Raw genomic sequence first — 12,776 nt, forward strand, 5'->3', positions numbered from 1 at the left:
CTTCGCATTCCAAATCGGCAAACTCCGATGTCAGAAATGTATCGTACGGAATTTTCAGTTCAGAAAATTCCTATCTATGTACAATAACAATTATTCCTGTCTCGGATCGATAATCTTAACTGCATCGTCTACACGGCCGTACTGACCTTTTGCCTTCTCATATGCAGTGGTCGGATCGTCGCCCTTCTTGATGAAGTCGGTCATCTTACCTAAGTTTACAAACTGATAACCAATGATCTGATCTTCTTCATCCAGTGCAATTCCTGTTACATAGCCTTCTGCCATCTCAAGGTAACGCGGACCTTTTTTCAGAGTTCCGTACATCGTACCTACCTGAGAGCGGAGTCCTTTTCCAAGGTCTTCAAGGCCGGCACCAATCGGAAGCCCCTCTTCAGAAAACGCACTCTGCGTTCTGCCATATGCGATCTGGAGGAACAGCTCACGCATGGCGGTGTTGATTGCATCACAGACAAGGTCTGTATTTAATGCTTCCAGTACGGTTCTTCCCGGAAGAATCTCTGCTGCCATCGCTGCAGAATGGGTCATACCAGAACATCCGATCGTCTCTACCAGAGCTTCCTGAATGATACCTTCCTTAACATTCAGGGTCAGCTTACAAGCCCCCTGCTGCGGCGCACACCAGCCAACACCGTGTGTTAAACCGGAAATATCCTTTACTTCTTTGGACTTAACCCACTTTGCTTCCTCCGGGATCGGAGCAGCGCCGTGATTTACGCCCTGGGCTACTGGACACATATTTTCTACTTCTTGTGAATAAATCATTGTAAGACTCCTTTCGAAATGATTGGATTTTGTACTTTGTTAATTTTATCACATCAATCCTGTCCCTATTATCTCACGAAATTCTCAATTCGTCCATATGTTTTTTGTAACTTTTCAGACGGTTTTCTCATCTTTCTTTCTCTCCAAAAAAACATACAAAAACAGGACAAAACTAACGAACAGAATGCATCCCTTTACCATGCTGGAAATACTTAACGCCCACCAGATACCGCTAAGTCCCATCACAGAGGACAACAACACCGCCACTGGGATGCGCGCGGAGGTAAAGGTCACGCTGACGATCGACGGATACAGCGTTCGCCCCAGACCGGAAAACGCACCGATCGAGGTCTGTTCCACCATCATAAACATCTGGCTCAGTCCCACGATCCGCAGGTAATTGACGCCGATCGCCATGACCTCTTCTTCCTGCAAAAAGATCGAGAACAGCGGACGCGCCATTCCGATCAGCAAAAATGTCGTGCAGAGTCCCCACGCCGCCGTCATCGCGATCGCACAGAAATAGCCGCGGCGCACACGGTCATACCGCTTCGCCCCATAATTCTGTCCGAGGAATGCATTGACTGCCGCCGAAAAGCCATCTCCGACCATCCAGGAAACGGATTCAATCTGACTGCCAACACGCTGTGCCGCCACTGCCAGATCACCCCATCCGGTGATAAGGCGGGTCAGAATCATCGAAATTCCAGCGTAAATCAGGTTCTGCACCGCCGACGGCACACCGATCCGCACGATCTCCCTCCAAACCTTCACCGGAACCAGCACCCAGAGACGCAGATGCGGAAACAGCACCTTTTCCCGCAGGACTGCCTTGAAAAACAGGAGGCTTACGAGCGCCTGTGCCGTGACCGTCGCAGCCGCTGCTCCGCTGACTCCCAGTTCCGGAAATGGTCCGATTCCAAAGATCAGCACCGGATCCAGCACAACATTGAAGACAAGCCCCGCCACATTGACGATAAACGGTGTCCGGCTATTTCCCGCCGCCGTCAAAAGTCCTGTCAAGATCGCATTTAGATAAGAAAAGATCACAAGCCCACAGGCGATCCGCACATACCATTCTGCCTGTGCAATCACCTCCGGGCTGTTTAATTTAAAAAATCCAATTAACCGACTGGCTCCAAAGAGCGAAACCAGCCCATACAGCACGGCAAACAAAATTCCCAACTGCAGCGCACCTCTCGCATACTGCGCCGCACTGTCATTTTCTCCCGCACCAAGACAATGGGCGGTCTTTACCTGACCGCCCGTCCTCGCCAAAATCGCAAATCCCTGTGAAAACCAGGTATACATACCTGCCGATCCCACCGCCGTGACGGCGCCTGCCCCGAGGCGTCCGATCCACGCCATATCAGTCAGATTGTAAAGCATCTGAACCAGAGAGGTCGCCATGATCGGAAGCGCCAGCCGGGTCAGTGCCGGGGCGATTGCTTCATTCAGCAAATCTACATGATGAGATTTCATTATTTTGCAGAAAGATACTCATCGATGCCTCTTGCACCTGCTCGTCCGGCTTCCATCGCGAGAATAACCGTAGCCGCGCCAGTCACTGCGTCGCCTCCGGCGTAAACGCCCTCTTTCGTTGTCTTTCCATTGCTCTCATCCGCCACGATACATCTCCAGCGGTTGATCTCAAGACCTTTGGTCGTATTGGAAATCAGCGGGTTCGGGGAAGTACCCAGCGCCATGATAACGGTATCTGCATCGATCGTGAAATCAGAACCGACCACCTCAACCGGACGTCTTCTTCCAGATTCATCCGGCTCGCCAAGCTCCATACGGCGGCATACGATGCCTTTGACCCATCCGTTCTCATCCTCGAGAATCTCAACCGGGTTGGTCAGAAGGTCAAAATGGATGCCCTCCTCTTTTGCGTGATGTACTTCCTCCACACGTGCCGGAAGCTCTTTCTCACTTCTTCTATATACAATATGAACTTCTGCACCGAGACGCAGAGCCGTTCTTGCCGCATCCATCGCTACGTTTCCGCCGCCGACTACAACTACCTTCTTCGATTCCATGATCGGTGTGTCATAATCATCGCGGAATGCCTTCATCAGGTTATTTCTGGTCAGGTACTCATTTGCAGAAAATACGCCGTTGGCATTTTCACCCGGAATACCCATGAACTTCGGAAGTCCGGCACCAGAACCGATGAAGACTGCCTGGAAACCTTCTTCATCCATCAGTTCGTCGATTGTGATAGATTTTCCGATAACTACGTTTGTCTCAATCTTAACGCCCAGCTTGCGGACATTCTCGATCTCCGGCTGTACAACGCCGCTCTTCGGAAGACGGAACTCCGGAATGCCGTAGGTCAATACTCCGCCCGGCTCATGAAGTGCCTCGAAAATGGTTACTGCATAGCCCAGTTTTGCCAGATCGCCTGCACAGGTCAGACCTGCAGGACCGGAACCGATGACTGCTACTTTCTTTCCGTTTGTCTTCTCCGGCGCTGCCGGTACAAAACCATGCTCACGGGACCAGTCTGCCACGAAGCGCTCAAGTTTACCAATGGAAACCGCCTCGCCCTTGATACCGCGCACACACTGTCCCTCACACTGGGATTCCTGTGGGCAGACACGTCCACAGACTGCCGGAAGTGCCGAAGAAAGTGCGATGACTTTCGCTGCCTCCTCAATATTTCCCGCTTTTACTTCCTGGATAAACGCCGGAATATTGATGGAAACCGGGCATCCAGCGATACATTTTGCATTTTTACAGTTCAGACATCTCTCAGACTCCGCAACTGCTTCTTCCATATTATAGCCGAGACATACCTCTTTAAAATTAGTCGCACGTACCTTCGGATCCTGCTCTCTGACCGGCACCTTTTTCATCATATCTCTCTTTGCTTCCATTATTTGTCACCTCCGCACTGTCCGCATCCGCCGTGATGAGTATCGCCCTCTTTCAGGCGCAGCATCGCTCTGCCTTCCTGAGTCTTATAAATTCTCTGACGTTCCATCGCCTCGTCAAAATTAACAAGATGTCCATCAAACTCCGGTCCGTCTACGCAGGCAAATTTGACCTGGTCGCCTACGGTGACACGACAGGCACCACACATACCGGTTCCATCTACCATGATCGGGTTCAGGCTGACAATCGTCGGAATCTCCAGTTTTTTCGTCAGCAGGCAGACAAATTTCATCATGATCATCGGTCCGATTGCAACACAGACATCGTACTTGCGTCCCTGTTTTTCAACTAAATCCTCGATGACACCTGTAACCATACCTTTAATGCCAAAGCTGCCATCATCGGTTGTGATGTAAAGGTTTCCGGCTGCCTTCTCCATCTCCTCGGTCAGGATCAGCAGATCTTTGGTCTTAGAACCTACGATAACATCTACATCAATGCCGTGCTCATGCATCCATTTTACCTGCGGATAAACCGGAGCCGCACCGACACCGCCGGCTACGAAGAGGTATTTCTTCTTTTTCAGCTCTTCTACATCCTCATGGATAAACTCGGACGGATTTCCAAGCGGTCCTACGAAATCATGGAATGCATCCCCAGCCTTGAGGGTGCTCATCTTCTCGGTAGAAGCTCCCACGGTCTGGAATACGATCGTGATCGTTCCTGCCTGACGGTCAAAATCACAGATAGTCAGTGGGATTCTCTCGCCCTCTTCGCCCATCTTGACGATGACAAATTCGCCCGGCTCACATGCACGCGCTACACGCGGTGCTTCTACAACCATCAGATAAATCTTATCTGCCAGTTTTTCAGCTTTTAAAATCGGGTACATTCTATTCCTCCTTACTGTTATATGAACATTTTATTGTTTGACTTTTCAGAATTCTCGATTATTTTACCACTTTGTCCTATTTTTGACAACCTTAGAGCGATTCCTTTTCCAGCTTCCGATATTCCCTGAATTCATAGCACAAATTGAAAAATGTCTGCTCGCCGCTTCGTCTTACCAGTTCCCAGCCTTCTTTCTCCAGATCAACCATGTGTGTGTCTGCCACATAGGAAAAATCAATCCAGGTGATCTGCGCTGTGTCGCAGAACGGAAGGAACTGCCGGTAAACCGACTCGCCGCCGATGATGACGACATCTACATCTGTCAGATGTTTTTCCTGCTTCAGCTCGTCAATCCGCACCAGCGCCTCCTCGACACTGTGGCAGATCTCTGCCCCCTTTACGCTCAGAGCCTTCTTTTTTGTCAAAATCAGGTTGATTCTGCCATCCAGCGGTCGCTGAGCCGGGAAAGTTAGAAACGTTTTATAGCCCATCACGATGATTTTTCCCATCGTTTCCTGCCGGAATAATTTCTGATCCGCCGGGATCACCGTCAGCATCTGCCCTTTATTGCCGATACCCCAGTTCCGATCCACTGCTGCAATCAGCTGAAAATGTCTCGGAAACCGTTCCGGAAACTGTCTTTTGAGTGTCTTCATCATGCTCGCCGCATTGATATAGAATGCCTCGTCTGGCTGTTCTTTCTTATCTACATGAGAATGGAACACGCGCTCCATCTCCCGAAGCGCCGTCTCTTCTTCCGGGAACCGGTTCATAATATCAATCATGGCATCACGCTGTCACGAAGCTTCTGCATCAGGACATCCCAGATCGTCGCCTTATCCGCTTCACTGACAAAGCCATAGTGGTTTAAAATAATCTCTTTTGCATCCAATTCCGATGAATACTCGATCGATTCTTCTGCCGCCTTATAGTCTACCAGAAACGACGGCATATAACTCCCATCATGCCCCATGACGCCTACCGTCTCACTGCACAGCATCAACTCATCGTCAATCAGGTAAGACATGGAACATTTCGTGTGGCCGATCGTCGCAAACGCGTAGATCGTATGGTCGCCCAGTTCGATCGTCTCGCCGTCCTCCAGCGATACATTAATCTGTAAATCTGCATCGTCATATTCCGAATCCCATGGAAGCCCCGCCGCTTCTGCCGCCTCGCCGCTTAGACGCCGGATCGTCTTCAAAGCGCCCGGTTTCACTAAAATTTCTTTTGCGCGCTCGGAAGCATATGTTTTCACCCCTGGCCATGCTTTCCGCACCGCCGGAAGCCCCGCTACATGATCATAATGGGAATGGGATAAAAGAACCGCGTCTAACTCTGCATCGCCCAGTTCTCTTTTTATATTTTCCACCATCTGGTCGGCAGCATACGCCATCCCCGCCTCGAACAGAAGATTGGCTTTTCCCTTTATCAAAAACACCGCACCGCTTCCGCAGCCAGATACATCGATCACCGTCATTGCTTTCTCATCCTTTTTGTTTGAATTTAAAATCGAACTAAGAAAATTTGAACAAAAACAAATCCTCAAATCCCTATTTCGTATTTGATTTTATTTTACTGGATCTTTATGAGAAATACAAGGACTGGTTCAAATCAGATGAATGTAAGGAATAATAGGGTAACTGTTCACAAATAGGAATTTTCTGAACTGAAAATTCTGTACGATACAGTTCTCGCAGCAGATTTTGCCGATTTGGAATGCGCAGCATCGGCAAAATCCCGTTGCTGGGCACACATGTGTGAGCAGTAACATAATGGGATTTTTAATAACAGAATGCCGCAATTTCATTCCAAACAAACGGAACAATATCTGAGCGGGTGTGGCTGGGATACTCGGACAGATTTTCTAAATTATAAAAAGGATCGGCACCGATATGAAATCGTGTGTTTCGTTACACAGATTCCGGATCAGCGCCGATCCTCTGGGTGGTTGGTTTTAATTTAGTAAATTATGGGGAAGAGCTGCACCCCAGCATGCTCAGTGGCTTCAGCGTGCTCAGTGCCCCAGCTAAAAAAAGCTGCGCTTTTCTTCGCTGGACGGGCTGCGCCCTATAAATCAGTCCAGCAAGACAGTTCCTTATGTGCAAGCACAACGTTCCTGTCTTACTGCCCTGCTTTGCACTGCTTATGCCTCAACCATGTACGGATATGTTACATCCAGGCACGGGACTCTGAGTTCTTTGATGGTTCTCGGGCTTAACCAGCGATACATGTTGATCTCGCTGCCGGCTTTGTCGTTGGTTCCGGATGCTCTTGCACCACCGAACGGCTGCTGACCGATAACTGCACCAGTTGGCTTGTCGTTGATGTAGAAGTTTCCGGCTGTTCCTTTGAGTGCATCTTCCATCTTAACGATAGCTTCGCGGTCATCTGCAAAGATTGCTCCGGACAGGCCATAGGAAGTTGCGGTATCGCAGCTTGCCAGAGTCTCATCCAGTTTGTCATCCGGATATACATATACGGTCATAACCGGTCCAAAAATTTCCTCTACCATAGTCTTGAAATCTGGCTTCTTAGCCTCAATCAGGGTCGGATATATGAAATATCCCTTGGAATCATCGTATCCGCCGCAGATAACGTCTGCATCCTCGGATGCTTTTGCATAGTCGATGTACTCTTTGTTGGTCTTGAATGCGGATGCATCGATAACAGCGCCCATCAGGTTTCTGAAATCGGTTATATCGCCAATTTTAATCTTCTCAATCTCTGCCAGCATACCCTCTTTAACCTGCGGCCAGATGCTTGCCGGAACAAATGCACGGGAAGCTGCGGAGCACTTCTGTCCCTGATACTCGTAGGATGCTCTTGTCAGAGCTGCTACCAGACCCGGTACGTCTGCGGAATTGTGAGCAAAGATGAAGTCCTTTCCACCAGTCTCGCCAACCAGACGCGGATATGTTTTGTATTTCTTGATGTTCTCGCCTACTAAGGAGTAAACACCGCTGAACACTTCGGTAGAACCTGTGAAATGGAATCCTGCCAGGTTTGGATCGCTTAATACGTACTTGCTCATGTCAGAACCACGGCTCGGTACGAAGTTGATAACGCCTGCCGGAAGTCCTGCTGCCATCAGGGCCTGCATTACATAGTAATTGGAAAGAACTGCTGTGGTAGCCGGTTTCCAGAGAACTACGTTACCTGCAATCGCCGGAGCGGTCGGAAGGTTAGCACCGATGGATGTGAAGTTGAATGGAGAAATCGCGGTTACGAAACCTTCCAGTGGACGGTACTCGATGCGGTTCCAAACATTTGGCGTGTTGTTCGGCTGTCTGTCATAAATCTGCTGTAAGTAATATACATTGAAACGAAGGAAATCGATCAGCTCGCAGGTATCAATCTCAGCCTGATATGCGGTCTTGCTCTGTCCTAACATGGTAGCTGCATTTACTTTATCTCTCATCGGACCAGCGATTAAATCAGCTGCTTTTAAGAAGATAGATACGCGGTGTTCCATCGGCATCTCGGTCCATGCTTTTCTGGCTGCCAGAGCTGCTGCAATTGCATCCTTTAACTCTTTCTCACCGCCGGAAGCTGCTTCTGCGATTACATGAGCATGGTCATGCGGCATAACTGCTTTGGTCTTTCTCCCTGTCCAAACTTCCTTACCACCGATGATCATCGGAACCTGAACAACCTGTGCGGACTGGCGCTCCAGCTCTTTCTTTAAGCTGGCTCTCTCCGGGCTTCCCGGAAGATATGCTTTTACCGGCTCATTTTTCGGCATCTCTACTTTGAAATATCCATTGCTCATTGCTCATCTCTCCTTTTTTATATCTTGTCTCATTTGTGATTATGATATGAAAATTTTTCTCACTTTATTTTCGTAAAATCTAACTTTTTCTTTTTAATTTTCATATCAATGAATTTTTATGGCTAAATATTAGCATGTTTTTCATTTTATGTCAATACTATTTCATATTTAAAAATACATGTTTTCATTATATTTTTCTGTGCATATCGCATAATCTCTTTGCTTTTTCCTGTATTCTGTTTTGGATTGTAATTTTTATCGATCTTACTGTTCACGCATACGTGCCCAGTAACGGAATTTGCCGTGACTTCGCATTTAAATACGGTAAATTCCTGCTGCCACCACGTTTTCTTACGGCACTTTTGCTTCCAAAAGTGCCCACCCGGGAACAGTAACTATCGATTCTTGTAATTCTGTATGTTTTTTTATGCTTTGTTTACGGGTCATGGTTTTTGTGGTATACTGATCCCGCCCGAAACAACTCACAAAAGTGAGTTTATCCTGAAAATAATTCACTTATATGAAAAAGGAGTTTGATTATGCTTAAATTAGAACGTACCAGCGTCATGAATCTGGAAAATGCCATGCGCGGTGCCCGCAATCCGATGAACAGCTGGGGACGGATGGACAGCTTTTATGATGAGAATGGCGAATATAAACTGGGACCAAACGATCTCGACCTTGCGAAACGTCTCCGCAAAGCAGGCAGCGACCACCGCAAGTTTCTGCGCCAGGTATTTGTCTCAGTCGATGTGACCGCACCTCTCTACTGGTGGAAAGAATATGATACTTATAAAGTAGCGACCGTCGCCAATTCAACCAGCACGATGCACAAAATCGCCAGCAAACCGTTTTCGATGGACGATTTCAGCTGCGACCACATGACAGCCGGAACACGCGCATTTATGGAAACAGTTATCGCCAAGCTGGAGGAAATCCGCCTGCGTTATCTGGAGACAAAGAATAAGGATGACTGGTATGATATGATCCAGCTACTGCCGAGCAGTTATAATCAGATGCGGACTTGTTCGTTTAATTATGAGACACTGATTAATATTTATTATGCCAGAAAGGATCATAAGCTGGCGGAGTGGCATACATTCTGTGACTGGATCAAGACCTTGCCGTATGGGGAAGAATTGATTATTGGGGAAGGAAAATAGATAATTAGTTTGATTTTCGTGAGAGGGACGGAGAAAAAGCCGCCCGGGCAAAAATGATCAGGTTTCGAAGACTGGGATTTTCTAGGCATCTTCGGTTTGATTAAAAACAGAAAGAAATCCTCACAAAGCAAGTTTGTTGCGGTTTCTTTCAACATCAAATCCGAATCTGCCAAGTAAATCCACAGTCTCGAAAATTCCATTTTTGCCCGGGCGGCTTTTTCTCCTGTTTATTGGATGATAACTTGGTAAAATTTAAGATCCTGGTGTCATCCAGCGCATGAATGCGGCTGGATGACGGCGTAGGATCTTTTTTCGTTCCGTATGATAAATTACTTTGTCCACCATCTACTTTCTTATCTAATTATATTCAAGAAAGTCCCCCATGTCTTTCTTCTAAATACCGAATGTGCGCTTAGAAGAAATGTTTAGTTATGGCAGAGAACTGGCATTCCCTTGTATACTTTCTCGTAGAGAAGTTTTGCTTTATCAACCGGCAGATTGATGCAACCGTGGCTGCCGGAATACTGGTAGATGGTTCCGCCGAATTTACTTCTCCAGCTTGCGTCATGGAAACCGATGCCGCCGTTGAATGGCATCCAATAGTCTACATGACTTTCATATTCATAGGTGCCATCTGCCTGTTTGGCGCCGCGCAGAACGCGGTCGGCCTGCTTGTAGGTCAGGCTGTAAATACCTTCCGGGGTTGTGTAGTTTTTGGATACGTTTCCGGTTACGCACGGAGCATCCCAGGTCAGGGCGCCGTTTTCATACATATATACATGCTGGGCGCCGAAATCAACTTCTGCGTAGGTATTGCCCCAGTCTGCGTCTGAATGGCTGGCTGCCTGCTGGGAGAACTGGACTTCACGTTCCTGATTGATACCTGTCTGCGCCATCAGAACCAGGTTGTCTGTCTCTGCAGTCTGGTCAATCTTCCATCCATAAGGGCCTGTCAAGGCTACCTCTTTTCCGGAAGTGGTATGGAAAGTACGGGTAGTTCCAGCTGTGTCGTATTTCGCTGCCAGCGCCTTGATGTAAGCAGCTGCCTTATCGCGGTCTACAGTAATGACACCATTCTCGCCGCCTGTATACCAGCTGACATATTCAGTACCGGACAGTGTCTCGGTCGCATCACCGATATGGAAGGTGATGGTCGCATTTTTAGCCTGGTTCATCTGGGCGCAGAGTGCTTTTAAGGATGCATCGCCGGAAGTCACCTGGATCGGTGTGTAACATCCCAATGCTTCCAGATCGATCTCTGTCATGCCGGAGGCGATCGCCGCATTGATCGCCGTCTGTACCTTTGCCTTATCCACAGATTCTCCCTTTACTTCCGGAACAATCGTGAAATCTTTTCCTTCTTCCAGGCGGATATATGGGCATCTACCGTCGGTGCTACACTATCTGACATACAATTTAAGGAAGCAATGCGGTTTGCAAGCATCGTCTGATCGCAGGAAAGCGGCATCGCGATCGTCAGCGCTCCTGCTCCAGCTACCCCTGCTGCCTGCTGGTCAATCGCTGCCTGCAGCTCATTTGTAATCACTACTTTATAGCCGATCTCCGCTGCGGTGATCTCTTCTGTCTTGCCTCCGCGTTCTTTGATCGTTAATTTATAAGAACCGTAATTCTGCTCCAGCTTTGCCTTCGCTTCCTCATTGCTCATTCCGCCGACTGCGACGCCATTTACACTTGTTCCATTTGCAAAACTGCCATCTGCCAGTACTGGCTGTGCAAACATCAGCACCAGTGCAGCTGCTGCACCAGTCATTTTAAGTATACTCATACTTTTATTTTTCATTTTTTCACAAACCTCTCTGCCGCGCCATATGGCTGCGGCCTGTATATATGGATTCTGAATCCTTATTATAGCAGAGTCGGAAAAAAAGTCCAGACCGATTCTAAAAAAGATCGTCAAAAGATCCGATTCGTAAGAATTTCTTAACGGTTCCTTTTTTCTTTCCTTTTTCTTTCATTTTTTCCATATTCATGATTGCAGTTTTTCCATTTTGCAGTATGATGGTATTCATTGCAAATGGGAAGTATAACTTTCAGAACGTCCTTAAAAATGTTTAAAATTTTCATGTTCCCAAAAGCGCCAAAAGGACCGCCGCATCTGGCATGCCCTCTTCTAAGTAAACAAGATTTTTATTGTTATCTTGGTCTGCTTAAAAGGAAATATGCCAGTCTGCGGCAGTCCTTCTTTCTATTTCCGGTCAATTTCCGGATTGACATGCACCATAATGTGTTTTACCTTCGGAAATGTCTTTTCAATGCTGTTATGCACCACCTCGGCAATCTTGTGCGCCTCCCGCAGCGGCATGGAACCATCTACCTCAATCTCAATGTCCGCATAAATTTTATTGCCAAAGATCCGCGTCTGAAGCAGGTCAATCCGCGCCACATCTGGATTCTGAAGAACGCAGGCGCGCAGCTGTTCTTCGGTCTTCTCATCACAGGAATGATCGACCATTTTATCCATCGCATCTTTAAAAATCTCATACGCCGCTTTCACGATAAAGACGAAAATAACCAGGCTCGCGATCGGATCCATGACCGGAAATCCCATTCTCGCGCCCACGATTCCGACCAGCGCACCGATCGAGGAAAACGCATCCGAACGGTGATGCCATGCATCTGCCATCAGTGCGCTGGAATCAATCTTTTTCGCATAATATCGGGTGTACCAGTACATCGCTTCTTTACTGACAATAGATATAACAGCCGCTGCCAGCGCCAGCATTCCCGGAACCTGCAGGTGACTGTATTCTCCCTTGAGCACGTCCGTAAGCGCCTCCACGCCAATCCCCAGACCTGTCATAAAAAGAACCATCGAGAGGACAATCGCAGCCACACACTCCATCCGCTCATGTCCATACGGGTGCTCCTTGTCCGGCTGTTTGGACGACAGCTTAATTCCAATCACCACGATCATCGTGCTGAACACATCGGACGCCGAATGGATACTGTCACTGATCATCGCATTCGAATGTGCGAACACGCCGGCTAACAGCTTCATAAACGCCAAAAGGATGTTCACTACTATCGTTACAAAAGACACTTGATTTGCCACCTTCTGAAAATCATTCTGTTTCATATTCGTTACCTCCAAAAAATATCTCATGGCACTAACGATAGGTGGGTGCTGCAAATCCATAAAAAAGTATAAAAAAACACCCACGAACCAGTATGAGTAACTACTGTCCCGTGGATGAAACTAACTTCCACTGTCGCTTCTGCGACCCGACCCCATGATATTCACGGTCTGCTCAGTTTGTACTGTAGTTTGA

General features: G+C 47.8%; 11 protein-coding genes and 1 riboswitch. Of the genes, 1 reads left to right on the forward strand and 10 read right to left on the reverse strand.

Annotated elements, in window-relative coordinates:
• Positions 1 to 90: 90 nt before the first annotated feature.
• The 7 genes from DWX91_RS10475 to pruA all read right to left on the reverse strand — a co-directional run bounded on the left by DWX91_RS10475 (position 91) and on the right by pruA (position 8,323).
• The gene (locus DWX91_RS10475) at positions 91 to 783 is read right to left on the reverse strand and encodes an iron-sulfur cluster assembly scaffold protein (protein WP_022359683.1); all 693 of its coding nucleotides are present in this window, start codon (positions 781 to 783) and stop codon (positions 91 to 93) included.
• 114 nt (positions 784 to 897) lie between these two features.
• Positions 898 to 2,244 (reverse strand): MATE family efflux transporter, encoded by a 1,347-nt coding sequence (locus DWX91_RS10480; RefSeq protein WP_333523621.1) that lies wholly within the window; start codon positions 2,242 to 2,244, stop codon positions 898 to 900.
• Between the two features lie 20 nt (positions 2,245 to 2,264).
• A complete protein-coding gene (gltA, locus tag DWX91_RS10485; RefSeq protein ID WP_118467845.1) occupies positions 2,265 to 3,662 on the reverse strand; it encodes an NADPH-dependent glutamate synthase in 1,398 nt (465 codons plus the stop codon).
• Positions 3,662 to 4,552 carry a sulfide/dihydroorotate dehydrogenase-like FAD/NAD-binding protein gene (locus tag DWX91_RS10490; RefSeq protein ID WP_022359686.1) on the reverse strand — a complete coding sequence of 297 codons (891 nt, stop codon included), beginning with the start codon at positions 4,550 to 4,552 and terminating at the stop codon, positions 3,662 to 3,664. Before DWX91_RS10490 ends, gltA begins: the two co-directional genes overlap by 1 nt.
• Before the next feature lie 91 nt (positions 4,553 to 4,643).
• Positions 4,644 to 5,336, reverse strand: a complete 693-nt coding sequence (locus DWX91_RS16650; RefSeq protein WP_412693883.1) for a dihydrofolate reductase — start codon at positions 5,334 to 5,336, stop codon at positions 4,644 to 4,646.
• Positions 5,333 to 6,031 carry an MBL fold metallo-hydrolase gene (locus DWX91_RS10495; protein ID WP_182435072.1) on the reverse strand — a complete coding sequence of 233 codons (699 nt, stop codon included), beginning with the start codon at positions 6,029 to 6,031 and terminating at the stop codon, positions 5,333 to 5,335. The genes DWX91_RS16650 and DWX91_RS10495 overlap by 4 nt, the downstream gene beginning before the upstream one ends.
• Before the next feature lie 666 nt (positions 6,032 to 6,697).
• The gene (pruA, locus tag DWX91_RS10500; RefSeq protein ID WP_118472105.1) at positions 6,698 to 8,323 is read right to left on the reverse strand and encodes an L-glutamate gamma-semialdehyde dehydrogenase; all 1,626 of its coding nucleotides are present in this window, start codon (positions 8,321 to 8,323) and stop codon (positions 6,698 to 6,700) included.
• A gap of 539 nt (positions 8,324 to 8,862) precedes the next feature.
• Between pruA and DWX91_RS10505 the strand changes: the two genes are divergently transcribed.
• A complete protein-coding gene (locus tag DWX91_RS10505; RefSeq protein WP_107000350.1) occupies positions 8,863 to 9,486 on the forward strand; it encodes a hypothetical protein in 624 nt (207 codons plus the stop codon).
• A gap of 425 nt (positions 9,487 to 9,911) precedes the next feature.
• Here DWX91_RS10505 and DWX91_RS17460 read toward each other — a convergent pair whose 3' ends face one another.
• From DWX91_RS17460 to DWX91_RS10515, 3 genes are all read right to left on the reverse strand, one after another.
• Positions 9,912 to 10,802 carry a L,D-transpeptidase gene (locus tag DWX91_RS17460; protein WP_243099028.1) on the reverse strand — a complete coding sequence of 297 codons (891 nt, stop codon included), beginning with the start codon at positions 10,800 to 10,802 and terminating at the stop codon, positions 9,912 to 9,914.
• An 11-nt stretch (positions 10,803 to 10,813) separates the two neighbouring features.
• Positions 10,814 to 11,272 carry a hypothetical protein gene (locus DWX91_RS17465; protein ID WP_243033947.1) on the reverse strand — a complete coding sequence of 153 codons (459 nt, stop codon included), beginning with the start codon at positions 11,270 to 11,272 and terminating at the stop codon, positions 10,814 to 10,816.
• A gap of 420 nt (positions 11,273 to 11,692) precedes the next feature.
• The gene (locus tag DWX91_RS10515; RefSeq protein ID WP_022359193.1) at positions 11,693 to 12,583 is read right to left on the reverse strand and encodes a cation diffusion facilitator family transporter; all 891 of its coding nucleotides are present in this window, start codon (positions 12,581 to 12,583) and stop codon (positions 11,693 to 11,695) included.
• Positions 12,584 to 12,684: 101 nt separating this feature from the next.
• Positions 12,685 to 12,769: riboswitch (NiCo riboswitch) on the reverse strand.
• Positions 12,770 to 12,776 lie beyond the last annotated feature (7 nt).

Origin of the sequence: Clostridium sp. AF22-10 (genome assembly GCF_003478725.1) — a bacterium.
Classification (GTDB): domain Bacteria; phylum Bacillota; class Clostridia; order Lachnospirales; family Lachnospiraceae; genus Otoolea; species Otoolea fessa.